Source organism: Thermosipho ferrireducens, assembly GCF_017358165.1.
Classification (GTDB): Bacteria; Thermotogota; Thermotogae; order Thermotogales; family Fervidobacteriaceae; genus Thermosipho_B; species Thermosipho_B ferrireducens.
In genome coordinates this window covers 1,375,332-1,399,502 of sequence record NZ_CP071446.1, presented here as the reverse complement: position 1 = coordinate 1,399,502, position 24,171 = coordinate 1,375,332, and the positions used below count along the sequence as shown (strand labels likewise).

General features: G+C 34.5%; 23 protein-coding genes. 13 read left to right on the top strand and 10 right to left on the bottom strand.

The window, feature by feature from the left end:
* Window positions 1-445 precede the first annotated feature (445 nt).
* The 13 genes from fabF to JYK00_RS06905 all read left to right on the top strand — a co-directional run bounded on the left by fabF (window position 446) and on the right by JYK00_RS06905 (window position 13,370).
* Window positions 446-1,681 (top strand): beta-ketoacyl-ACP synthase II, encoded by a 1,236-nt coding sequence (gene fabF / locus JYK00_RS06965; RefSeq protein ID WP_207566197.1) that lies wholly within the window; start codon window positions 446-448, stop codon window positions 1,679-1,681.
* On the top strand, window positions 1,678-2,085 hold the full coding sequence (gene fabZ / locus JYK00_RS06960) for a 3-hydroxyacyl-ACP dehydratase FabZ (RefSeq protein ID WP_207566196.1): 408 nt from the start codon (window positions 1,678-1,680) through the stop codon (window positions 2,083-2,085). Before fabF ends, fabZ begins: the two co-directional genes overlap by 4 nt.
* Window positions 2,082-3,023: an enoyl-[acyl-carrier-protein] reductase FabK gene (fabK, locus tag JYK00_RS06955; protein WP_207566195.1), complete on the top strand. Its 942-nt coding sequence runs from the start codon at window positions 2,082-2,084 to the stop codon at window positions 3,021-3,023. Before fabZ ends, fabK begins: the two co-directional genes overlap by 4 nt.
* Window positions 3,020-3,541, top strand: coding sequence for a biotin transporter BioY (locus tag JYK00_RS06950; protein ID WP_207566194.1), 522 nt, complete (start codon window positions 3,020-3,022; stop codon window positions 3,539-3,541). Before fabK ends, JYK00_RS06950 begins: the two co-directional genes overlap by 4 nt.
* Window positions 3,538-4,419 carry an ACP S-malonyltransferase gene (fabD, locus tag JYK00_RS06945; protein WP_207566193.1) on the top strand — a complete coding sequence of 294 codons (882 nt, stop codon included), beginning with the start codon at window positions 3,538-3,540 and terminating at the stop codon, window positions 4,417-4,419. Before JYK00_RS06950 ends, fabD begins: the two co-directional genes overlap by 4 nt.
* A 335-nt stretch (window positions 4,420-4,754) precedes the next feature.
* On the top strand, window positions 4,755-5,744 hold the full coding sequence (gene ruvB / locus JYK00_RS06940) for a Holliday junction branch migration DNA helicase RuvB (RefSeq protein WP_207567657.1): 990 nt from the start codon (window positions 4,755-4,757) through the stop codon (window positions 5,742-5,744).
* The gene (locus tag JYK00_RS06935; protein ID WP_207566192.1) at window positions 5,741-6,436 is read left to right on the top strand and encodes a YggS family pyridoxal phosphate-dependent enzyme; all 696 of its coding nucleotides are present in this window, start codon (window positions 5,741-5,743) and stop codon (window positions 6,434-6,436) included. The genes ruvB and JYK00_RS06935 overlap by 4 nt, the downstream gene beginning before the upstream one ends.
* 23 nt (window positions 6,437-6,459) lie before the next feature.
* Window positions 6,460-6,756 carry a YggT family protein gene (locus JYK00_RS06930; RefSeq protein ID WP_207566191.1) on the top strand — a complete coding sequence of 99 codons (297 nt, stop codon included), beginning with the start codon at window positions 6,460-6,462 and terminating at the stop codon, window positions 6,754-6,756.
* Complete coding sequence (locus JYK00_RS06925; protein ID WP_207566190.1) at window positions 6,753-7,538, top strand: NAD(+) kinase; 786 nt, start codon at window positions 6,753-6,755, stop codon at window positions 7,536-7,538. The genes JYK00_RS06930 and JYK00_RS06925 overlap by 4 nt, the downstream gene beginning before the upstream one ends.
* 5 nt (window positions 7,539-7,543) lie before the next feature.
* The gene (locus JYK00_RS06920; protein WP_207566189.1) at window positions 7,544-8,248 is read left to right on the top strand and encodes a phosphate signaling complex PhoU family protein; all 705 of its coding nucleotides are present in this window, start codon (window positions 7,544-7,546) and stop codon (window positions 8,246-8,248) included.
* Window positions 8,245-11,610, top strand: a complete 3,366-nt coding sequence (locus JYK00_RS06915) for an LptF/LptG family permease (protein ID WP_207566188.1) — start codon at window positions 8,245-8,247, stop codon at window positions 11,608-11,610. Before JYK00_RS06920 ends, JYK00_RS06915 begins: the two co-directional genes overlap by 4 nt.
* Window positions 11,611-11,693: 83 nt before the next feature.
* A complete protein-coding gene (rlmD, locus tag JYK00_RS06910; RefSeq protein ID WP_207566187.1) occupies window positions 11,694-13,037 on the top strand; it encodes a 23S rRNA (uracil(1939)-C(5))-methyltransferase RlmD in 1,344 nt (447 codons plus the stop codon).
* 111 nt (window positions 13,038-13,148) lie between these two features.
* Window positions 13,149-13,370, top strand: coding sequence for a hypothetical protein (locus JYK00_RS06905; RefSeq protein WP_207566186.1), 222 nt, complete (start codon window positions 13,149-13,151; stop codon window positions 13,368-13,370).
* A gap of 83 nt (window positions 13,371-13,453) precedes the next feature.
* On the opposite strand, the gene rnr is transcribed toward JYK00_RS06905, so the two are convergent.
* The 10 genes from rnr to JYK00_RS06855 all read right to left on the bottom strand — a co-directional run bounded on the left by rnr (window position 13,454) and on the right by JYK00_RS06855 (window position 23,944).
* Window positions 13,454-15,568: a ribonuclease R gene (gene rnr, locus JYK00_RS06900; RefSeq protein WP_207566185.1), complete on the bottom strand. Its 2,115-nt coding sequence runs from the start codon at window positions 15,566-15,568 to the stop codon at window positions 13,454-13,456.
* A 17-nt stretch (window positions 15,569-15,585) separates the two neighbouring features.
* Window positions 15,586-16,833 carry a 16S rRNA (cytosine(967)-C(5))-methyltransferase gene (locus JYK00_RS06895; protein WP_207566184.1) on the bottom strand — a complete coding sequence of 416 codons (1,248 nt, stop codon included), beginning with the start codon at window positions 16,831-16,833 and terminating at the stop codon, window positions 15,586-15,588.
* Window positions 16,830-17,525 carry a zinc metallopeptidase gene (locus JYK00_RS06890; protein WP_207566183.1) on the bottom strand — a complete coding sequence of 232 codons (696 nt, stop codon included), beginning with the start codon at window positions 17,523-17,525 and terminating at the stop codon, window positions 16,830-16,832. The genes JYK00_RS06895 and JYK00_RS06890 overlap by 4 nt, the downstream gene beginning before the upstream one ends.
* Before the next feature lie 17 nt (window positions 17,526-17,542).
* Window positions 17,543-18,199, bottom strand: a complete 657-nt coding sequence (locus tag JYK00_RS06885; RefSeq protein WP_207566182.1) for a response regulator transcription factor — start codon at window positions 18,197-18,199, stop codon at window positions 17,543-17,545.
* Complete coding sequence (rlmB, locus tag JYK00_RS06880; RefSeq protein WP_207566181.1) at window positions 18,180-18,902, bottom strand: 23S rRNA (guanosine(2251)-2'-O)-methyltransferase RlmB; 723 nt, start codon at window positions 18,900-18,902, stop codon at window positions 18,180-18,182. Before rlmB ends, JYK00_RS06885 begins: the two co-directional genes overlap by 20 nt.
* Window positions 18,886-19,650, bottom strand: a complete 765-nt coding sequence (gene mazG, locus JYK00_RS06875) for a nucleoside triphosphate pyrophosphohydrolase (protein ID WP_207566180.1) — start codon at window positions 19,648-19,650, stop codon at window positions 18,886-18,888. The genes rlmB and mazG overlap by 17 nt, the downstream gene beginning before the upstream one ends.
* 17 nt (window positions 19,651-19,667) lie before the next feature.
* A complete protein-coding gene (locus JYK00_RS06870; RefSeq protein ID WP_207566179.1) occupies window positions 19,668-21,167 on the bottom strand; it encodes a YifB family Mg chelatase-like AAA ATPase in 1,500 nt (499 codons plus the stop codon).
* 22 nt (window positions 21,168-21,189) lie between these two features.
* Entirely contained in the window at window positions 21,190-22,152 is a 963-nt protein-coding gene (locus JYK00_RS06865; RefSeq protein WP_228288136.1) for an AI-2E family transporter, read from the bottom strand.
* A gap of 170 nt (window positions 22,153-22,322) precedes the next feature.
* Window positions 22,323-22,424 carry a MetS family NSS transporter small subunit gene (locus tag JYK00_RS06860; RefSeq protein WP_207566178.1) on the bottom strand — a complete coding sequence of 34 codons (102 nt, stop codon included), beginning with the start codon at window positions 22,422-22,424 and terminating at the stop codon, window positions 22,323-22,325.
* A 2-nt stretch (window positions 22,425-22,426) separates the two neighbouring features.
* The gene (locus JYK00_RS06855) at window positions 22,427-23,944 is read right to left on the bottom strand and encodes a sodium-dependent transporter (protein ID WP_207566177.1); all 1,518 of its coding nucleotides are present in this window, start codon (window positions 23,942-23,944) and stop codon (window positions 22,427-22,429) included.
* Window positions 23,945-24,171: the final 227 nt, after the last annotated feature.

Here is a 24,171-nt window from a genome sequence, read left to right as displayed (position 1 = left end):
TAATTAGCGAGGGTTAGCGAGATTGGCAATGCTTGTCCTGAGCATAGAATACGAAGGATCTTGCAAGAGTTAACAAGTGTTAGTAAAAAAAGATCCTTCGCCTTCCCGCTCCTCAGGATGACACCCCCCTCACATTCGCTCGGAATGACAGAAAAGGTATAGCCATTCCAAGGAGCACAGAGGGCAAGGAAGCTTATAATTGGCAATGTTAGCTTAAAAACTTTAAGAAGTTAGAAATAATTTTTTCGCTGATAAAAATCAACCCTTCAAATTGTATATGGTTAAAAAGACATCCACTCACAGAGCCTGGACAGTACCAATTTCATTCTGTGTTACTTAATAAAATCTTTTTATTTGCTTGCAATAACGCTACAAATAAAGCTTAGCTTGACTTAAAAAAGTTAAATTGATATAATTCTTGCAGAAATGCAAAGGAGGTGTATATATGAGACGAGTAGTGGTAACCGGCATCGGAACAATAAATCCTATAGCAAAAAATGTAAGCGAATTTGAAAAATCTTTAAAAGAATGTCTTATTGGCATCGAGCCTATTTCGGCTTTTGATCCTTCAAATATTCCCATAAAAATCGCTGGAGAAGTAAAAGATTTTGTACCAGAAAATTACATCGACAGAAAACTTTCAAAACGCCTGGATCGTTATGCACAGTTTGCATTAGTTGCAGCAAAAGAGGCTATTGAGTCATCTGGAATCGATTTTTCAGGAATGGAAAACAAAGTAGCAGTAATATTTGCTTCTGGAATGGGCGGCTTTTTAACCCTTGATCAACAAAATGAGATTTTTAAAAATCGTGGTGCTGAAAGAGTTAGTCCTTTTATGATTCCCATGATTCTTGCAAATATGGCAAGTGGAGTAATTTCAATGGTTTACAAATTAAAAGGACCTAATTTTACACCAGTAAGTGCATGTGCAAGCTCTATTCATTCAATAGCAATTGGAGCAATGCTTATAAGACACGGATACGCAGATGTGGCTGTGGTAGGTGGAAGTGAAGCAACAATTGCACCGTTAGCTATTTCAGGTTTTGCTTCAATGAAGGCTTTATCAAAGAGAAACGATGAGCCTAAAAAAGCCTCGAGACCTTTTGATAAAGAACGAGATGGATTTGTAATGGCAGAAGGTGCAGGCGCATTGATATTAGAAGCTGAAGAAATCGCAATTTCCAGGGGCGCAAAAATTATAGCAGAAATAAAAGGATTTGCCATGAACGATGACGCACATCATTTTAGCGCGCCTGATCCTGAAGCTCGAGGTTCTACAGCGGTTATGTCGCAGGCAATAAAAGACGCGGGGCTCTCGTTTGAAGACATAGATTTTGTAAGTTGCCATGCTACAAGTACTCCTATGGGAGATGAACTGGAAGCAAAGGCAATCCTAAACGTGTTTAAAGATAGAGCAAAAGAAATTTTTGTTAATTCCACAAAGGCACTAACAGGACATTTGCTGGGAGCTGCAGGAGCTGTTGAAACAATATCTGCAATTTTACAAATGAATAACGGTTTTGTTCATGGAATGCCGAATTTAGAAGAACCAGACGAAATATCATCTCAGGTTGGACTTGTAAAAGAAACTAAAAACGCAAAAATAAGAAACTTTTTGAAAAATTCTTTCGGGTTTGGTGGACATAATGCCTGTATAGTAGTGGGGAGGTACGAGAAATGACAAAAGAGGATATTATGAAGATACTTCCGCATCGACCTCCTATACTGCTTGTGGATAGGGTGATTGAGAAAGGCGACAATTACATAATTGCCGAAAAAGACGTTTCTGAAGATGAACCGGTCTTTAAAGGACATTTTCCAGATTATCCTATATATCCTGGTGTGTACATTATAGAAGGCCTTGCTCAAACTGCTGGAATTTTACTTTTAACTGGAAAAGAAATTCCTCTATTTCTTGGAATAGATAATGCTCGATTTAAAGCAGAAGTTAGACCAAATTGCGTTTTAAAATACGAAATAAAAGTCAAAGAAAAAAAGGGAAATATTGTATTTGTAACAGGAAAAGCTTCTGTTGAAGACAAAATAGTTGCTAAAGCACAACTAATGCTTGGAATGAAGGGGTGAGTCTTTTGAATAAAATATGTGAGCTTTTTGGTATAAAGTATCCAATTATAATGGGTGGAATGTCATGGGCTGGAACTCCTAAACTCGCCGCTGCTGTTTCAGAAGCTGGCGGTCTTGGAATCATTGGAGCAGGGCCAATGCGCACAGCGGATCTTGAAAATGCCATAAACGAACTAAAAACACTTACAGATAAACCCTTTGGTGTGAATATAATACTTGTATCCCCATATGCTGAAGAGCTCATTGAAGTCGTAAAAGAACATAAAGTTCCTGTAGTAACTTTTGGTGCTGGAAACCCTGCGAAGTACATTAAACAATTAAAAGAAAATGGGATAAAGGTTGTTCCTGTGGTAGCTTCGGATAATCTCGCAAGAATGGTAGAAAGGTCAGGAGCTGATGCGGTGATAGCAGAAGGAATGGAATCTGGAGGACATATTGGGGAAATCACCACATTTGTATTGGTCAATGCTGTTTCAAAAAGTGTCAACATACCTGTTATAGCAGCAGGCGGAATAGCAGACGGGCACGGTATGGCAGCAGCTTTTGCGCTTGGCGCCGAAGGTATTCAAATGGGAACTCGTTTTATAGCAAGCGTAGAAGCCGACACACATGAAAATTTTAAAAATATGATAGTTAAATCTGGGATACGTGATACCGTTGTTACAGGAGCTTCTTTAGGCCACGCAGCTCGTGTTATTAAAACAAGATTTGCTAAAAAAGTTAAAGAATTAGAAGTTTCAAGTCCCCTCGAAGCGGAAAATATACTAATCGGCAGTCTCAGGAAAGCTGTCAGAAACGGAGATATTAATGAAGGTTCATTTATGGCAGGACAATCTATTGGATTAATAAAAGAAATCAAGCCTGTGAAAGAAATCATAGAAGAGATTATAAACGAGTTCAACGCTACTATTAAAAAACTGGAGGAATTTCCTTTATGAGAAAAAGAGCCAAAGAAATTTCTTTAGTTGCACTTTTTATAAGCTTGATGGTTGTAGGAGCTCAGATTTCAATACCAATTGGTCCAGTACCAATAACTTTGCAGGTGCTAATGCTTTTTTTGACAGGTTATATTTTAAATCCTAAACTTTCATTTCTAACTGAGCTAATTTACTTAGCAATGGGGGCCGTAGGTCTTCCTGTTTTTGCAAACTTCACAGGTGGTATAGTTCACTTACTGGGCCCTACAGGAGGGTATTTAATTAGCTTTCCATTAGTTGCATATATTGTATCACTCTCGAAAAATCGTTTATCATCTCGTATAGTCTTTGGCTTTTTAGCTCTTGTTTTACTTTATGGTCTTGGAGTTGTTGTTTTATCGTTTCACATCAAAAGCATAGTAAAAGCATTTACTGTAGGAGTATTTCCTTTCATTCCCATTGATATTGGAAAAATGTTCCTGGCAATTTTCATAACAACAAAGCTTAAAAAAATCATCCCGGAGGTGGGTAAAGCATGAAAGCTTTCGTCTTTCCAGGCCAGGGTTCCCAGTATTCAGGTATGGCAGACGATTTTTCCATATACCCGGAATGGAATTATTACAGCGAGTTAGCAAATAAGACACTTGAAATTGATTTAATTTCTATTATGAACGGTGATGAAAATATATTAAAGATTACCGAAAATGCGCAACCAGCCATTTTCCTGGCAAGCTATGTTGCGTACAAATTTCTTGAAAAACACAATAAAACCCCGGACATAATAGCCGGGCATAGTCTTGGTGAATACACAGCATTTGCAGTAGCGGGAGTCTACGATTTCGAAACGGGCATTTATCTGGTAAGAAAAAGAGGAGAATACATATCCATGGCTATAAAACCTGGTGAAGGAAGCATGGCAGCAGTACTTGGAGTATCTCCAGAAGAAGTAGAAAATCTTGTGAAAAACTACGAAGGGTTATATGTTGCCAATTACAATACATCATCGCAAACTGTTATAAGCGGGCTGAAATCCTCTATTGACAAATTTATAGCTGATGCAAAGAAAAATGGAATACGTGCCAGAGAACTTGTCGTCTCAGGACCGTTTCACACACCTTTCCTTGAAATGGCTAAAGAAAAAATGGCCAGGGAGGTAGAACATATAAAATTTAAACCTCCAAAATTCCCTATAGTCATGAACAGTACAGCAAAAGAAACAAGTGACCCAGAAGAATTGAAACATTACCTTTTGGAACAAATTTCAGGCCCCGTTTACTGGTATCAGTCCGTAAAAAGGATGATAGAACTTGGAGCATCCGAATTTGTTGAAGTTGGACCAAAAAAAGTTTTAACAAATATGCTCAAACGTGAAAAAGTAAAAGCGCTTCATTTTCAGGAACTTGGAATAAACATTTAAAATACGTTAAAAAGCGCTCCTCTGGAGCGCTTTTTTATCATGTGGTATTCAAACTTATCCCCCTTCACAGATTTTTCGTTTTTTCAAACAACATTATTAAGACAAAAGAAAACACAAACACAATCATGAGACCATAGATGTTAAATTTTTCTATTGATTTAATCCAATATACAAAAAATGTCACAAGTAAGACACACAATGCCGCTTTTACCGATTTCTCCTTATTTTTGAAACAGGCCCTATAAACTGTTGGTTAACACATATATTTATGGTATTATAAATTATAGTACAAAACAAAATTTAGCCACTTTGGAGGTGCTATCATTTCCGAGAGAATATTTGATCCTGAACGTACCCCAGCTGACCTGATAACATTAAGGCCACAATATCTTTCCGAATATATCGGTCAGAATACTATTAAAAAAAGATTAAATCTGGCAATAAGTGCTGCTAAAATCAGAGGAGAAGCACTGGATCATGTGTTGCTGGTTGGGCCTCCGGGGTTAGGAAAAACTACTCTTGCCCATATTATAGCCAATGAAATGAATACAAATATACATGTTACAAGTGGGCCTGTTCTCGAAAAACAGGGGGATGTTGCCGCGATACTTACAAATTTAGAGCGCGGCGATGTACTTTTTATCGACGAAATTCATAGAATGAACAAGACAGTAGAGGAAATTTTATACACTGCAATGGAAGACTTTCAAATTGATATTATGATTGGAAAAGGTCCTTCTGCACGTTCTATAAGAATAGATTTACAACCATTCACCCTGGTCGGAGCGACAACGAGAAGTGGCCTGTTAAGTTCTCCTTTGAGAAATAGATTCGGCCTCATAATGGAAATAGACTTTTACTCTGAAAGTGAACTGGCAGATATTATTAACAGAGCTGCCAGTTTCCTCGATGTAGAAATGACAAAAGATGCTGCTCTGTTGCTTTCTAAACGTTCTCGAGGTACTCCACGTATTGCATTAAGACTTTTAAGAAGGGTAAGAGATATGAGTACAGTGAAAGATCAGAGGGTAATTGATATTGCAATGGTCAACGAAATAATGCAACTTCTTGGAATAGACGAAGAAGGATTGGATGATATGGACAGAAAAATATTAAAAGTAATAATCGAAGTATATTCAGGGGGACCAGTTGGTATAAAATCTTTAGCAGCTTCCGTTGGAATAACTGAAGACACTATTTCAGAAGTTTACGAACCATACCTCCTTCAAAGTGGATTTATTGCACGCACTCCCAGGGGAAGAATTGCCACACAAAAGGCATACAAACATCTGGGCTATAGCTATGGAGGTGGGCTTTTCGAATGATTTCTATAAAAGAAAACTATGAAGCTGTTCTGGAAAAAATTAAAGAAACCTGTGAAAACAGCAATAGAAGTTTCGAAGAGGTTAAAGTTGTAGCTGTAAGCAAAACATTCCCTTCAGAAACAATTGCACAAGCTTATGATGTGGGAATAAGAACTTTTGGTGAAAATTATGCCCAAGAATTAAGAGATAAAGTTAGAGAATTAGAAAAATATAAAGACATTGAGTGGCATTTTATAGGAAGAATTCAGTTAAATAAATTGAAATACATAGTTCCAAATGTTTACCTCATACATTCAGTTACAAGATTGGAAGAAATTGAAAAAATTAATACAATTGCCAGAAGATTCGAAAAAATTCAAAAAGTGCTAATTCAGGTAAACGTATCCGGGGAAGAAACCAAAGCAGGTATTGCCCCTGACGAAATCAAAGATATTTTGTACAAATCTCTGGAATATGATTCTGTAAAAATTGTAGGACTAATGACTATGGCTCCTTTTGTTGATGATCCCGAAAAAGTGCGATGGGTATTTTCAAAACTTAAAGAAATTCAAAAAGAACTTAGTAAAGAATTCCCGGAGATAAAAGATTTATCAATGGGCATGTCCGGTGATTTTACAGTAGCAATTGAAGAGGGAGCTACAATTGTAAGAATTGGAAGTGCAATATTCGGTAAAAGACAATATAAAAAATAAGAAAAAAGAAAAGGAGGGAGCAAATGTTTATACTTGGCAATTTTGTAATAGGAATTGGCGTGGCTTTAAGAGTTTTTTTGAATATAGAAATTGTATTTATAATAATATCTGCATTACTCAGCTGGATACCTGAAGCACACTACCATAGAGTGTATCACTTTTTTCAGGGAGTTGCTGATATAGTAGAAAACCCTATTAGAAGAATAATTCCAAGAATAGGCCCCATTGACATAACCCCAATTCTGGCAATTATTTTAATAATTTTTCTTGATAGATTTATAGCTCAGAGTCTAATAGAGCTGGGGTATCTGTTAAAATGAAAACCATCGGCATAATATACAAACCCAATCTGGAAAAAATTGCGAAAATTTTTGAAGAACGACTTAAAAAAGAAAGATTTCTCGTAAAGTTTGTAACCTCCACCATCTCATCAACATTCAATGGTGTGGATGTGTCTTTGATTATCGGTGGAGATGGTACTATATTAAAAACTGTCAAAAAGTTAAACTCCCCTATTATAGGGTTTAAAGGCGGGAGATTGGGTTTTTTATCAAGTTACACCACAAAAGACTTAGATAAATTTATTAAAGATTTGAAAGAAAATTCATTTGTTGAAGACAGAAGAAGTCTTTTAAAAGTATACAATAAGCACATTGAAAAGTATTGTTTAAATGATGCTGTTGCAATGAAAGAACCAGCGCAGAAAATGGTTGATATAAGTGTTTCATTTAAGGACGGAGAATTTTATTTTCACGCAGACGGAGTAATAGTCAGCACTCCTACAGGTTCAACAGCTTACGCGCTTTCTCTTGGTGGTTCTATTTTATTACCAAACGTAAATGCGTTTGAAATAACCCCAATAGCTCCGCAATTTCTTGCAACACGTAGTGTGATTGTTCCTGATACAGAAGAAATTTCCGTAAAAACAAACTATAAAATTCTTTTGATTCTCGATGGTGAAATTGTGGGAAACTTTGATTTTTTCAAAATCAAAAAGTCTGATAAACAGATAGTATTATTAAGACCAAAGGATTACGATTTTTCAAAATCTATTAAAGAAAAAATGGGATATGGAAAGAATTTCTTTACACAAGTCAGGTGATTAAAATGGACTGGATTCTTAAAGAAAACATTGAAGAATTAAAAAAGATGGTATTGAAAGAGGGATGGTTCACAGAAGGTATTTTTAATCAGACGATAAACGCTTTAAAAGAAAGAGACGAAAAATCAGCTAAAGCGGTGTTAAGCACTGGAGCAAAAGTTAACTTAATGGATATGAAAATAAGAGAAAAAGCAGTGATTATTCTGGGAACCATGATGCCAATGTCCACAGATTTAAGAATTGTCACTGGAAGTTTCGTAATATCGAGTTATTTTCAAAATATCACAGAACGCGCTCAGGAAATTGCAAGAAAAATTTTAGAATTAATTAGAGAACCGCAGTTAAAACCTCTTGTAATAATCCCGGAAATGGCAAAATTGGCTATTTCCATGCTTCGAGATAGCATGAGAATGTACGTTGATCAAAATATCACCGGTGCAGAAGCAATTTGCGAAAAAGACGCTGAAATGGATAATTTTTACGAGGAAATAAGAGAAGAATTAATGGTATATATGATGGAAAATGCCCGGTATGTAAAAAGAGCTCTTTTGCTGTTGGAAATAGCTCAAAAAATTGAAGAAACCGCAGACTTTGCCACCAAAATTGTTGAAACTACAAGTTATATTATTACTGGAAAACAATACAAATGTTATAGGGACAAACTTTATACAACAGAAACTCTGGATTCCTCGAAGGGTGAAACCTCTTGAAAACGTTAACAAAATACATTTTAAAACTTTCTATAACTCCCTTTCTTATGGGGCTTGTTGGTTTTGTAGTATTTGCAAGTGTAGAGCTTTTATACCAGCTTTCAGATATAATAGTACGACATAGGGTCGGAATAATAAAGTTATTTGAACTTATATACTATAATCTGCCATATTTTGTTTCTCTTGGGATACCTGTTGGCATCCTTTTTTCTATATTCTGGGTTCTCTCTCAGTTATACAGCACCAAAGAAATTACCGCTCTTCTTGTTCACGGTATTCCTTCCAAAACTCTTGTAATACCATTTTTTGTTTTTGCCATTATTTTAGGAGCCAGCGCTTTTTACTTAAATGACCAAATAGTTCCTAAATACAATCAAAAAGCTGTTAACGCTATCTCAAAATATGTTTATAAAAAGCCTGAAATCACTATAAGAGAAAACGTACTAACAAAAATCGACGAAAACCAATACTTTTTTGCAAGAAAGTACGATCAGGAAAATGGAATATTGTACAATGTGGTACTATTTAGAAACGAATATAACGAAGAAAGAATCGTAACAGCCAGAAAAGTTGTTAAACAAAACAATTCATGGTATTTATTAAATGGGCGCATGTACATAACTGATATATCTGGATTTTTAAAGCTTGACATGAAATTTTCAAAAGTAAAACTTAACTTAAAAGATGATCTTGAAAATCTGATGAGGTTCGGAAAATCTCCAAGAGACATGACTGGAAAAGAGTTGAAAGAAAAAATACAAACTTTTAAGAAGTTAGGAATTGATCCTGCTCCATGGACTGTGGAATTACATGGAAGATATGCAAACTCCGTCGGGCCAATAATCATTGTAATATTAGGAGTTCCTCTGTCACTTTTGTTTGGTTTAAAAAGTAAATCCTGGAGTGTTATATTAACGTTTATAATAGTAGTTCTGTACCAGGGCTCTGGAGCCTGGTTATCTGCTATGGGAAAAGAATCTTTACTTGATCCAATATTTTCTGCGTGGCTTCCAAATTTAATTTTCGGTGTTTTAGGACTTGTTTTATTTTTGTTTCTCGATACACCTATTGCCTATAAAATTAGAGAATTACTATCCAAAATTATGCTCTTTGTAATCGCCATAGCCATCCTGTCAACAACAGGCTTCTCTAAAACTCTAACTATTGCCGCTTCCGAAGTAACGTATAGTGAAAACCTTGTAATTGCTTATGGAAATGTACATATCCTGTGGGAAAGCAATGAATTATTTTCAAATAACGCTACAATAACCACCTTGGATGGAAAAGCTCAAAAAATTGTCGCCTCAGGTAATATAATTTACAAAAAAAAAGAAAAAATATACCATGCAAGTTATATTGAATACACGTTTGATAAAAACCTGGCATATGCTGTAGATGTTAAAGGAACTGCTGACTACCAAAACAAAAAGAAAAAAGTTAAACTCTATGTTGGTGGTAAATATGTACATACCTTTTCTGCAACCTCAGTTTTTCATAACGCTTATGTAACCACATGTGATTTAGAAGAACCTCATTACAAAGTAGAAGCTCTAAACGTTTATGTATATGAAAATAAATATATAGTTGCAGAAAATTCGGTGTTGCTTATTTTGGGAATTCCTTTTTTTCCTTACCCTATATACTTTACTTCTCTAAAAGGAGATCCACCTTTTTCCTTTTCATTTTCCTGGTCACCTGAAAGTGGATTTACAACTCGTCAGATCTATGTTACTCATTATAATGACCTCACGTTAAAAAGTGTATTTATAAACGACGAATCTAAAAGTTCCTCCAGTTTTACAATAACGAAGGGTACCGGAAAAAACTCAACAAAATTTTCGTTAGATTTTGATAAATCAGAATTGAAACTATTACTCGAAAATTTTACATACAAAACAAACTGGGACAGTAAAGAAACTTATTACAAATTACTGTTAACGCCAATTTATTATGAAGGAAAATATATTAATGATGACAATTGGTGGAAAAAATTAGGAGTGAACCTATCTAATAAAGACAAAACTATCAAATCACTCGTTAACTCTTACATCAAATACGACAAAATGAAAGATAAAACATATTTTGTAAACTCCTTCAGAGTCGAAAACATAAAATTTTCCCTTCCATTCCAGACCAATTTAAAAATTTCAAACATAAGGTATAACACAACATTCTCAACAAACGGACTTATCACTAAACCTGGAACAAAAACATGGCAATCAAATATCAACGGCTCTTATCAGTTTAGCCTCTACGACAAAAAATTCTTTAAAACAAAATTCACTGGAAATTTTAAAAATGATTCTTTCACAACAAAAATTACGCACGAATTTAAATTACCACTCGTGTACAAATTTGAACCTTTTGAAATATCTACAAATTACACATTTGGAATGAGTTTTCTAAACTCAATAACCGATAGTTACATTCTCCAGCTGGGAATGCATGATATGTATTCTGTCGGATTTAAGTATGAATTTTCTCCATTAAAGTTAGAGCTGAAATATAATTATAGAAAAAATTTTCGTGATGAAGCTACTGATACAGAATATAATAAGTTAATGAGTATATATGAAATAAACACAAAATATTCCATTTTTAGTGTAACCCGTGGCTGGGATTTTATTAATAATAAAGTATTAAATGATATTATAAAAACCAACACCCAGATTCCTTTCAATAATTACAATTTCACACTTAAAACGGAAACCTCATACGATAATGAAAACAAGAAACTCAATCCATCGAAAGTAAGTTTTTCTATTACAAATAAAAAAGACAGAATTTTTTATAATGCAAAATTTGATTATTTTCACAACTCACCCACTCCAATAAAAGAAATAATACACTCTTTAACATTTCAAAAACTTAAAGGAAATGTTGTACAATCAATTGAAAATGGTTTTATAAAGAGAGCCAACTTCAAAGGGTATTTTAACACATTTGGTTATAAAAACACGTTAGAGCTTAATTATTACCAGACGTTAAAAACAGCAACACCAAACTGGAATATGAAATACACCATAGCAAAAAGCAAAAATAGTTTCTCATTGAGCTACAACAAAGATAGAAAAAAATCCTGGATTTATGAAATGAAAATAGGGAATACAGACCCATCTTTTAGTTTATATACTAAATATAATCCTCTTGAAAATAGAATAACAAATTTGAAAATATCAGTTTCAAAAAAATTACACTGCTGGGCAATGAATATTTCCGGAGAATTTTCATTTAATAACGATGGAAAATTCGACATGCAAGATATAACAAAACTCTCTGTATTATTCTACGTAATCGAATTTGATGAGAAATTTTTTGGATGGGATTTCAAAGAAAACAAACCTGATATAGGACTGTTCTAATCTCAACAAACTTCTTATACAACGATACCAACAATGTTCTGTGCTATAATTTTAAAGTATTTAATAAAAAGGGGTGTAAGAATATGATAAATAACAAAGAGAAGATAGAAACTGTCTATATAGAAAAAATAGCTCATGGCGGACAGGGTCTGGGAAAGCTTCCAGGAGGAAAAATAATATTCGTTGATAGAGGATACCCAGGCGAACTTGTAGAGGTCAAAATAGTAAGAGAAAAAAAAGATTACGCTATAGGTTATGCTCACAACATTTTAGAAAAAATAAATGAAAGACGTTCTCCCGCATGTCCTTATTTTGGTAAATGCGGTGGTTGTCAGTGGATGGACATAAATTATGAAAAACAAATTGAATTCAAAGAAAGCATAGTAAAAGATCAACTTAATAGAATCGCTAAAATTCCTCCCGAATTTGTAGAATCAATAGAAAAAAGTTCGCATGAGTTTGAATACAGATTGAAAATGGAGTATGCTTTTGATTATAAAAACGAAGTATTTTTGGGTTTGAAAGAAAAAAATTCCAACAAAGTCATTCCTTTAAAAAATTGTCCTATTTCTCCAAAGGTTTTCAATAGAGCACTGACAGTTGTACCAAAAATTGTGGAAGAATTAAAAATACCTGTTTATAAAAACAAAAGAGGGATATTAAAACATCTTGTGATGAGGTATTCTCCTTCTGAAGGAACTGTTATGGCAATTTTCGTAACAAAAACTGAAAACCTACCTTTCGACAAATTGATAGCGACACAGTTAATTAAACACATACCAGGAATATCATCTGTTATACATGTTATGAACAGTGTTGATAAAATAGTCCTTCGAGGCCCATACAAGGTTTTAAAGGGCGAAGGAGTACTTTCTATAGAATTTGACTGGGAAAAATTTCAAATCCCTCCAACAGCCTTCTTTCAGAATAACTATTATATAACATCAAAACTTATTGAAACAATAACTAAACGACTTGAATTAACTGGTAAAGAAATTGTTTTAGATCTTTATAGCGGAATTGGAACATTTACAATGCGACTTGCAGCTTTAAGTAAACACGTCACAGCAGTAGAAAATAACAGAATAGCTATAAAAGCAGGAAGAGCCAACGCCAATATAAACAATTTAAGGAATATAAATTTTGTAATCGGGGATGCTGAAAAATTTCTGGAAAATAATCCAGAAAAATACGATGTTATAGTACTTGATCCCCCACGAACCGGTGCAGGGAAAAATGTTATAAATAAAATACTACAATCCTCTCCACAAAAGATAGCCTATGTTTCGTGTGATCCCTCAACTTTAGCGCGAGATCTAAAAATTCTGTTAGATTCACAAAAATATAAACTACTTTTTGTAAAACCATTTGATATGTTTCCTCAAACCTATCACGTGGAATCTTTAGCACTATTAAAAAAGAAATAATTCATTTTTATCAAAAACATTTTGTCTATTGCCAAAATTTTTTTGTATATGATAAAATATTTTTTGCATAGAATCAGATGTCTTTGTTTATAATTTCTGGAGGTGAAATTTATGTTGCATTTTCTCGCCACATTAGGGGTAATATTTCTTATAATTCTTGGTATTATTTTCTTCCCATTTCTTTCACCAATTCTTGTAGTAGTTCTTGGAATTGCTTTAATAGTACTGATTTTCGTTGGTCTTGTTACAATAGTATTCCCGGTTGTTTTGATCCTGATAGCTATCTGGTTAATAGCAAAAGGTATTGAATATATAAAAAACAAAGTTAGATAATCAGCAAATTATTTTTAACTATCTCAAATAAACACAGCCTTCTAAATGTATGAAGGCTGTGTTTGTTTATTGTAAATCAATACCTATTCTTCTACTATTTCAAAATCTATTTGCATACGCGTTTTATCTGCATTTACAACTTTTGCTTTTAATTTATCTCCTATTTTGTATATCTTTCCACTTTTTGAACCTATAAGCACGCTTCTATCCTGATCGTAGATATAATAATCATCCATTGTAGAAATATGAACAAGCCCGGAAATATATTTATCTATTATTTCTACAAAAAGTCCAAATTTTGTAACAGAGGTTACAACAACATCAAAGACATCTCCAATGTGTCTGGAAATATAATCTATTTTTTTAAGTGCAATATAATCCCATTCTGCCTCATCTGCTACTCTTTCCCGTTTGCTGCTTTGTACAGCTATCTTTGTAAGCTTTTTATTCAGCACTTTTATCTCTTTTTTAGAAAACTTCCCTTTGCTTTTTAGAAAGTTCCTTAATAATCTGTGAACAACAAGATCAGGATACCTTCTTATAGGAGAAGTAAAATGTGTATAAGCAAACGAAGCCAAACCAAAATGCCCTATGTTTACCGGTGAATATACTGCTCTTTTCATAGATCTTACGAGAAGTCTCTCTATACTACTTCTGAGGGGATGACCTTCTGTTCTTTCGAGTAAATCCTGTAAGATTTTTGGCTGAATTTTTTTTGGAAGTTTCAAATTAACTCCTATGGCAGACAGATAATTCTTTAATTGTAATATTGTGTCTGGATCAGGCTGCTCGTGAACTCTATAAACAAACGGTATGTCCATATGATGAAAAATTTCCGCTATTGTTTCATTAGCTTTTATCATAAACTCTTCTATAATAATCTCTGCCTCTCCTCTTGCCCGAGGAATAATATCAACAGTACGTCCTTTCTCATCAAGAACTATTTTAACTTCTCCTCCTTCAATATCAAGTATGGCTCCCCTTTTTCGTCTTGCATTTCTTAAGATGTCTTTTAACTCTCTCATCAATTCAAGGAAATTGCGTAATTCACCTATTTTTTCCTGGGCAATTTTATCCCCCTTGAATAATGCATTGACATCATCGTAAATTAATCTTCTATAACTTCTTATTACTCCAGGTGTTACCTCAAAATCCACAACTTCACCGTTTTTATCTATTTCCATAATAAGCGACATTACCAGACGATCTTCCCCCTGTACAAGACTACACACACCATGAGACAGTTTAAAAGGGAGCATCGGTAAAACACGGTCTATCAAATAAACACTGGTACCTCGTTTGAAAGCCTCTTTATCAAGCTCAGAATTTTCTTTCACATAATATGAAACATCTGCAATATGAACACCAAGTTCATAATTTCCATTAGAAAGTTTTTTAACACTAACTGCATCATCAAAATCTCTGGCATCAGGACCATCTATTGTGACGATAATCTCATCTCTAAAATCTTTTCTTTCCTTCAGATCAGAAGGTGTTACCTTTTCAGGAATTTTTGCAGCTTCCTTTAACACTGTTTCTGGAAATTCCACTGGTAAATCGTGTTTTACAACAACTGTCGGAAAATCTGTGCTCGGATCGTCAGCAAAGCCCAACACTTCCACAACTCTGGCCACCGGGTTCCGTGTAGCAGAAGGATACCTTAAAATCTGCGCAACTACTTTTTCTCCAGGCTTTGCATGCCCAAAATACTCCACAGGAACATAAAAATCGTATTGAATTTTTGGGTCGTCTGGTATTATATATGCAAACCTTCCACGTGGTTGAAAAGTACCAACTATTTTATTTAAACCACGCTCTAAAACCCTTAAAACCCGACCTTCTGGAAGTTCATACCATTTTCCAATAATCTCAACAACAACTTTATCTTTATGCATAGCATTACCTGCTTTTTCCACAGGAACGGCTATTTCATCCCCAGCCTCAGTCCATACAAACGCCAGAGTTCCGCTCCTCGTAAATTCTATATTCCCAACAACGAGATTTTCTTTAACTGTTCTAAATCTTCCTCTACTATCCCTGAAAATTTTTCCTTCACTCATAAGTTCATTAAGTATCTGACGCAATTTTGATTTTTCATCTTTTTTTCGCAGGTTGAATTTCTTGTAAAGCTCTTTTAGAATTTTAGGAGTATAGATTTTTGAAAATAAATATTTCTCTACTATTTTTCTCGTTATCATAAAATACCTCCTTCAAATTACTTCTTAAAAACAGACACGTAAAATGGTGTAAGTACTTCTTCAGGATAAAACAACGCTCCAAATCCATCCCATAAATATCTTACTCCATAATTGTCCAATTTTTTTCTAATATCAACAACCTCTGCTTTTTTCTCCTTGAAAAGCCACGAAGCCACTTCAGTATTTTCCTCTTTTGTTATAGTACAGGTAGCGTAAATTAGTTCCCCACCTTCTTTCAACAGACTCCAGGTAGCATCCAGTATTTCTTTCTGGAGTATAGATAATTTTTTGATGCTGGCATAATTTTGTCGTCTCACAACTTCCGGATTTTTACGAATAGTTCCAAACCCACTACACGGAGCATCAACTAAAATTTTATCAAAAATCTTTCCATATTTTTCTTTTATCTTTCTCGCGTCGCTAACTGTATATTTAGCCTTAAATCCCAACCTCTCCATTTGTTTTCTAACAATTTCTATTTTTTGAAAACTTATGTCATTAACGAAAAGATTAACATCAGCAAGCTCTAAAATATGCGTTGCCTTTCCCCCTGGAGCAGCGCATGTATCTAAAATATTTTCCCCTTTATTAAATTCAATAATCAACGGAATAATTTGCGAAGCTTCGCTTTGAAAAGTAATTATACCATTTTTATATTCTTCAAGTTCCCACGGTGATCTATCAAAAGAATTAAATATTATGCCATAAGGTGAATGCTTTGTAAAAGAAATATCAGAGATTTTTATGTTCTCCCTTACTATTTTTCGACTGTTTACACGCGCTACTACCTTTGCAGGTGTTAAATTGTACCTAAGCAAATCTTTAAGATAATCCTCTGGTAAAAACGAACTCCAATAATCCACAAGCCATTCAGGATGAGAATATTTAATATATAATTCTTTCGGTTCAATATACCCATGTTCAGATACTCTCCTCAATATTGCATTTACAAGTCCACGAAATCCTCTGTGCTCAACCATATTGACTGTTTCATTAATAACAGCATAGGCTGGAATGGATGTAAAAAATAACTGATAAACTCCCATCCTGAGGAGAACCCTTATAGAAGGTGGAATATCTTTCTTCTTTAAAAACTTATCTATAATCCAATCAAGATATTCCTGGCGTCTTAAAACACCGTATACAAGCTCTTTAAAAAAGGCTTTCTCCTCTACATAGGAGAAAGCCTCGCGAAAATCTTTACCGTATAATCCCCCTCTAAAGTTCTTTCTTAATAATCTATACGCTATATACCTATCACTCAATCTCTATTTCCTCCCATTAGACCAGCAAGAAACAACATTCTCAGAAGTTGCAAAATTGCCATCAATGTTCCAGCAACATAAGTAAGAGCCGCGGCACTTAACACCTGTTTCACTCCCTTTAACTCTTTTTCCGGCATCATGAGGTTTGTTCGAAGTATTTTAATCGCTCTATTACTGGCATCAAATTCCACAGGTAAGGTGATCAATGAAAAAATTATAGCAAACGCGAACAAAAAAATCCCTATTCTAATAAGCGCTATGTTAAAAAACAAGAAACCTGCTATAAACAATATCCAGGAAAGATTAGAAGTAAGACTCACCACAGGAGCAAGACCGTTTCGAACAACTAAAGGAGCGTAATTTCTCGCATGCTGAATTGCGTGACCTATCTCATGAGCCACTACTCCAAGAGCTGCAACAGAAGCTTTATTGTAAGTGGCACTTGAAAGCCTCACCACCTTACTTCTTGGATCGTAATGATCATTCAACTTACCGGGTATCATTTCAACTTTTACATCATATAGTCCCGCGGATTCTAACATAAACTTTGCCAGCTCAGCTCCTGTCATTCCAAGTGTAGAAATCACCCGCGAATACTTATTAAATCTCTCCTGAACGTATGCCTGGGCCATTAACGCTAAAATAATTCCGGGAATTAATATAATAAAACTCGGATCAAAAAAGAACACCATATCACCTCCAAAAAAATCTATTTATTAATTACATATCCTACTCCACGCACAGTTTTTATTATCTCTGAATCTATCTTTTTTCTTAAATAATTAATATACACTTCAACAACATTTGGAGAACCATAATAATCCATTCCCCAAACGGCATCTAAAATTTCCTCTTTCGAAACTACTCTACCAACATTTTTCACAAGATATGCAAGAAGATCAAATTCTGTCTTACTTAACTGTATTTCTTTTCCTTTATATTTGACTATCCTTGCACTTAAATCGATCGAAAGTTCACCAATTGTTACTTCATGTTCAAATTCAATTTTCTTTCTTCGAAGCAGTGCTTTAACTCGAGCAAGAAGTTCCTCAAAATCAAAAGGTTTTACCACATAATCATCTGCTCCACTTTCAAATCCTTCTACCTTATGTCTTGTCTCACCCAGTGCCGTTAACATAATAATTCCCGCATCTGGATCCAATTTTTTTATACGCTTTGCAACTTCTGTGCCATCTATATCAGGCAACATAACATCGAGTATCACAATATCAGGTTTAAATTCCTCATACGCTATAATGGCATCTTCGCCATACTCTACAGTTTGCACTTTAAACTTTTCATGTAAAAATTCCAATTCCAGCAGTCTTTTCATTTTTTGATCATCTTCAACTATCAATATTTTCATTTTGTCTCGCCACCTCAAATAAAATTATTCCTGCACTAACTGAAACATTCAAAGAATCAATAGAATTCTTCATTGGAATAGAAACTACCCCATCACATTTTTGTTTTACACCTCTTCTTATTCCCTCACCTTCACTACCAAAAACTATAGCTACAGGCCTTTTTAAATTCGCTCTATAATACGCTACTCCCTGCATATCCGCTGCATAAACCCAGAACCCTACCTTTTTTATTTTCTCAATAAATCTCGAAATATTTACAACTTCCACTATTGGTATTCTGAATATTGTCCCCACAGAAACTTTCACAACAGTCGGAGTTACTTTTACAGAATTATTTTTAGGGATGACAATGGCATTTGCTCCAGCTCCAACTGCGCTTCTTATAATAGCTCCAAAATTGTGAGGATCCTGAAGCTGATCAAGTATAACAAAAAAACCTTTTCCATTTTCTGTTTCTATTATACTACTCTCATCTTTGTATGGAAACTCCCCTATATCCACAACCACCCCTTGATGTTTGTCAAAGTTACAAAGCCTTGTTAAAATTTTTTTTGGTGATATTGTGTAAGGCAGTTTTCTGGATTTTGCCTGTTCTATTAACATTACTAACTCTTTATCACCATTCTCAGAAAAATACACCATTCTTACAGGGAAATTTGAATACAATATCTCGCGAAAGACATTTCTACCGTAAACTCTCACCTTTTACTGCCTCCCAGTATCTTTCAAGTTCATTTAAACTCATTTTTTCAAAATCTTTTCCATCGTTTTCTATAAGTTTTTCCATCGCCCTGAATCTTTTAACAAATTTTTCTGTAGCCTTTCTAAGAGAAATCTCTGGATCTATATTCAAAAATCGCGAAAAATTAACCAATGCAAAGAGTAAATCTCCAAACTCCTCTTCTCTTTCTTCATCATTCTTTGTGTTAAGAAGTTCATTCACCTCTTCCCTTACCTTTTCAGCTACATTTGTTACATCTGTCCAATCAAAACCCACATCAGCCGCATTTTCCTGGACTCTTCTTGCAAGTGAAAGTGCAGGTAATGCTTTGTTAATTTTACCAATTCTACTGTACCTTTCTTCTCCTTTCTCTTTCGCTTTTATTTCTTCCCATCGAGCATAAGAATATCCCTGCTTATCTCCAAAAACATGTGGATGCCTTCTAACTAGTTTATCTGTTAAATCGTCTATAATATTTTTTATTGAAAAATTGTTATTTTCGCTGGCTATTTGAGCATGAAAAATTATCTGAAGAAGAATATCTCCCAATTCCTCCTTCATATGTTCATAATCTTTTTCATTAACTGCTTCTATAAATTCATACGTTTCTTCGATAAGATATGGTAAAAGTGACTCATGGGTTTGAGATTTGTCCCAATCACATCCTTCTGGTCCTCGTAATTGTTTCATTACATTTACAAGCTTCTCAAAACTGATTCCCAGGTCCATTCTTTGCCCTCCATTTCTTAATTATTATGCAATCTATATTGAAGAGCTTCACTTAAATGTGAAAATTTAACATTTTCACTTTCTGATAGGTCAGCTATCGTTCTACTAACTTTCAGAACCTTGTCTATAGCCCTTCCAGAAAGCTTGTACCTTTTTACAAACATTTTCAACAATTCTTCTGATTTATCATCCAATTTTACAAACTTTTCTATCATTTTATGGGACATCCTGGAATTTAACAACGGACTTTCATAACGTTTTCTCTGAATTTCTCTTGCTTTTATTACCCTTTTTTTTATTTCCTTACTTGATTCCCCTGGCACGTAATTTCGAATCTCTTCATATTTTAATCTTGGCACGTCTATTTGAACATCTATTCTATCCAATATGGGACCAGAAACTTTTTTTCTGTACCTTTCTATTTCATATGCGTTGCATTTGCACTGTATCTCTTTATCACCGTAATATCCACAAGGGCATGGATTCATGGCTGCAACAAGTATAAATTCAGCTGGATAAGTTATTGAAAATTGTGATCTTGTAATATGAGCTACACCTTCTTCTAATGGTTGCCTTAAAGCTTCTAAAACGTCTCTTCTAAATTCTGGAAATTCGTCTAAAAATAAGACTCCTTTGTGAGCCAGAGTAATTTCACCAGGTTTTGGCCTCACTCCACCGCCTATTATTGATACTGCACTTGCTGTATGGTGAGGAGACCTAAAAGGCCTTTTCGAAACTATAGTATTTTCCAGAAGACCAGCGGCGCTGTATATTTTTGTTACCTCCAAAGTTTCATCAATTGACAAGGGCGGAAGTATCGTGGGAAGCCTTCTTGCAAGCATCGTTTTACCTGAACCAGGTGGTCCAACCATTAGTAAATTATGTCCTCCTGCAGCAACAATCTCCATCGCTCTTTTTACAATAGCGTGACCTTTAACATCTGAAAAATCTTCTTTGAAAGTCTCAGAAAAATCCTTAAACTCATCAATCTTATACAAATTATAATCCAATTCCATATCACTTGTAAGAAAGTTATAGACTTCATACAAATTATCAACTGGATAAAATTTTTTACCACTTAATCTTGCTTCTTTTTCATTATCTTTTGGTACTACAAATAAGAAATCATCAGAAAACCCACTCATAATTGGCAATATTCCCCTGACCTTCCTGATTTTTCCATCCAGAGACAGCTCCCCAAGTGCAATTACTTTTTCTTTCAAAAAGTCGATCTCTAACCCAAGTATTGAGAGTGCTACACTTAAATCAAGTAAAGAACCTTCCTTCTTTAAATCAGCTGGAGCTAAGTTAACTGTAATATAACCCTGTGGTACAGGAATTCCACTATTTCTAATTGCACTTATAACCCTTTTTTTACTCTCTTTTACGGCGGTATCGCCTAACCCCACAATATCTATATCTCTAACAACTTTTCTTTTGTTTATATCCGCTTCAACAGTTATAAGTATTGGGTTTAACCCACTGAGGATAGCAGAAAAAATTTTTGAAATCCCCATCGCCCCTTTAACCCCCCATACATTATTTATTAAACATATATGTATTCCAGTATTCCCTGACAAACAGAAGTGTTGGAATAGCTATTAAAATGCCAGCTAATCCAAAAATATCGTTGAATATTAAAAGCACTATTATTAAAACAAACCAATGAATCTTTAAATTGGCACTCTGAATCTTAGGAGCAAGGATCCAGGCTTCTACCTGGTTTACACCTATTAATATAATAGCAGCAAGAATCAGACCAAATAACCCTTTAGTGGAAAAACCAAGCATAAGCATTGGAACTGCCGTTATTATAACACCAAGAAAAGGAATAAAATCAGTTATAAACGATAAAACCCCTAAGAAAAAAGCTCCTTTTATCCCGAGAATAACACATGATGCTCCAACCAAAATGCCTACAATAGCCGCAACAACAACCTGTCCCTGTACAAACTTTTCAAACTCTTTATAAAATTTCTTCAAAAAACTTTTTCCTTTTTTCGGGTTTTCCAGAAAAAGTTTTTCAGCATTAATACCTATATATCCTTTAAGATTTCCAACTGCAACTGTGGTAACAACTATAAGAACAGCCATAGTTATAAACGAAGGTGCATATGAAATAACTTTATTCAATACTTCTAAAGCAAAACCTGAAACTTGTCTGTTTAAATCATTCAAAAAGTCAAGTACCCAGGAAGGCAGCACAGTATTCGAATTGATTTTTAAACCGCTAAGAGTATCAAAAATTATTCGTCCCTGTGCTATGACTATAGGCACAAAATTAACAAAAGCATAAGTAACAAGTCCAAGAATAACGATATATGATAATACTTTCGAAAAAGCTTTGTTCATTTTTTTTGAAAGGAACCCCGCAGGAACTTCGATGATTATTGAAAAATAAAAGCCTATAATCACAGCACTAATTATAAATGGAGATAACTTTACCAGAATAAGAAAAAACACCAGATAAATAAATATCAAAAGTGAGTCACCAATCTTCATTTTTTCACCTTTTCACCTTTCTATAATTAAACCAGATTTTTCGATCACTTAATTCAAAATAATTAACCAGATTTAGTTTTTTTCTATCCTGTATATTTTACCATATACCTATTTCTATTCATCAAATAAAAAGGCATCCCACCGGGATGCCTTTTTACTATTTTTTATTATCATTTTTTAGAAGATTTTGTTGCAATACCAAGAGCCCAGAAAAGTCCTCCAAACAACACCGCACCAGCCAGGATCAAAAATACAATAGCACCCGCTGTCACAATTACATTCCTCCTTCCTCTAAATCAATCTTTGCCTTTTTATAATAATTATTATCTTTAGGAGGAATCTTTGCAAATATAATTGCAAGAATCGGCGTTGCAATTAAAACGAAAAATCCTGTCCAGAGAGCCCACGATGGGTAACCACCATAAGGTTCCTTTAGCTCATCTGAAAAAGTCAAAACCAATACAATTAAGAGAACAACAGGAATTAAATATTTGATTGAAAAGTTAAACCATTTCCCGATTTTTACTTCTGAAACCTGATTTATATATTTTCTCAATTCTTCTGCCCCAAATATCCAGCCAATAACAATCGCCTCTAAAATCCCTACTATTAAGAGTGCATAGGTACCAAGAAAATGGTCAATAATGTCGAGCCAGTATAATCCACCCTGTGTAGAGTACAAAAGTCCTGCAGCAAAACCAAAAATCGAAAAACCTATCAAAAATGCCTTTTTATTTATCTTAAATTTGTCTTCAGCTGCCGCTTCTACAGCTTCCACCAATGAAAAAGCAGAATCAATTCCAAGTGTGAGAAGCATCACAAAAAACGAAAGTCCTATGATAGATTGAACTATTACACCACCCGGGAAAAGGGAAATTGCTTTTGGATAAACTACAAATGCAAGTCCAATGCCACCTTTTACAACTTCATTCACAGGTACACTCAACTGTGTTGCCATATAACCCAGAACTGAAAACACAGCAATTCCTGCAAGATAAGATGTTGCTGAATTTCCAAGAGCAGTTATAATAGCATTATTTGCCACATCTTCATTCTTTTTATTGTAACTTCCATATGCTATCATAATTCCAAAAGCAAGACTAAGAGTAAAAAAGATTTGACCAAACGCATTTGCCCAGACTCTCGGTTCAACGAGTTTTTCAAAATTTGGTTGGAATAGAAAATTCAAACCTTCTGCAGCACCTTCAAGCGTAATTCCTCTAATTCCAAGAATAATCAAAAGTATCACCGGCAGAGGGACAGTCCACATAACTGTTTTCCCTACCGATGAAGTTCCTTTCCTTAAAATAAAGTAAATCCAGAGCCAGGTAACAGCAAGGCCTATCACTATAGGCCATCGGAGCCCTCCCAATTCACCAGGACCACTTGAAACCTGTAAAAATTTTCCAAAAAAGAAGTTGTTAGGATCATCTTTCCACGAAACACCAAATGAATAATAAAGATAGTTAAATATATAAGCCATTATCACGTTGTAGTAAAAAGTAATTAATGCTCCTGTAATAACCGCCCACCAACCTATTATTTCTGCTCCCTTTTTGATCTTTCCCATGGATTTTGGAGCACTGCTTTGCAATCCCTGTCCAATAGCAAATTCAGCCATTAGCAATGGAATCCCTGCTAAAAACAGCGCTATAAAATAAGGTACATAGAACGCACCTCCTCCATTCGAATATGCCATATAAGGAAATCTCCACGCATTACCAAGTCCAGCAGCTGACCCTACAGCTGCTAAAATAAATGCCCATCTGGATCCCCACTTTTCTCTAGCCATCGTCTACCTCCTTTTTAACAAAGATGTTAGACATTTAAAATTATAGCAAAAATAGTAACCCCAAGTCAAATTATACTGCATCCTAACTTTATAACTTTATACACCTGACACTTTAAACTACTTAATAACTGTATAAATCGAAATATCAATTTCCAAAGTTTTGCTTTTTTACATAAATAGGCTTTTTTAAAAGCAAGTCCATTAATAATTGTTACCATATATTAAGT

Coding starts and splice junctions, on each gene's coding strand:
- mazG (WP_207566180.1), bottom strand. CDS start 19,650: ATGGACCTGGGAATCAGTTTTGAGAAGCTTGTAAATGTAATGAAACAA.
- JYK00_RS06885 (WP_207566182.1), bottom strand. CDS start 18,199: ATGAAAATATTGATAGTTGAAGATGATCAAAAAATGAAAAGACTGCTG.
- fabZ (WP_207566196.1), top strand. CDS start 1,678: ATGACAAAAGAGGATATTATGAAGATACTTCCGCATCGACCTCCTATA.
- fabD (WP_207566193.1), top strand. CDS start 3,538: ATGAAAGCTTTCGTCTTTCCAGGCCAGGGTTCCCAGTATTCAGGTATG.
- JYK00_RS06935 (WP_207566192.1), top strand. CDS start 5,741: ATGATTTCTATAAAAGAAAACTATGAAGCTGTTCTGGAAAAAATTAAA.
- JYK00_RS06865 (WP_228288136.1), bottom strand. CDS start 22,152: ATGAAGATTGGTGACTCACTTTTGATATTTATTTATCTGGTGTTTTTT.
- JYK00_RS06890 (WP_207566183.1), bottom strand. CDS start 17,525: ATGGTGTTCTTTTTTGATCCGAGTTTTATTATATTAATTCCCGGAATT.
- rlmD (WP_207566187.1), top strand. CDS start 11,694: ATGATAAATAACAAAGAGAAGATAGAAACTGTCTATATAGAAAAAATA.
- JYK00_RS06950 (WP_207566194.1), top strand. CDS start 3,020: ATGAGAAAAAGAGCCAAAGAAATTTCTTTAGTTGCACTTTTTATAAGC.
- fabF (WP_207566197.1), top strand. CDS start 446: ATGAGACGAGTAGTGGTAACCGGCATCGGAACAATAAATCCTATAGCA.
- JYK00_RS06905 (WP_207566186.1), top strand. CDS start 13,149: ATGTTGCATTTTCTCGCCACATTAGGGGTAATATTTCTTATAATTCTT.
- JYK00_RS06925 (WP_207566190.1), top strand. CDS start 6,753: ATGAAAACCATCGGCATAATATACAAACCCAATCTGGAAAAAATTGCG.
- rnr (WP_207566185.1), bottom strand. CDS start 15,568: ATGATAACGAGAAAAATAGTAGAGAAATATTTATTTTCAAAAATCTAT.
- JYK00_RS06930 (WP_207566191.1), top strand. CDS start 6,460: ATGTTTATACTTGGCAATTTTGTAATAGGAATTGGCGTGGCTTTAAGA.
- JYK00_RS06920 (WP_207566189.1), top strand. CDS start 7,544: ATGGACTGGATTCTTAAAGAAAACATTGAAGAATTAAAAAAGATGGTA.
- JYK00_RS06870 (WP_207566179.1), bottom strand. CDS start 21,167: ATGGGGATTTCAAAAATTTTTTCTGCTATCCTCAGTGGGTTAAACCCA.
- JYK00_RS06855 (WP_207566177.1), bottom strand. CDS start 23,944: ATGGCTAGAGAAAAGTGGGGATCCAGATGGGCATTTATTTTAGCAGCT.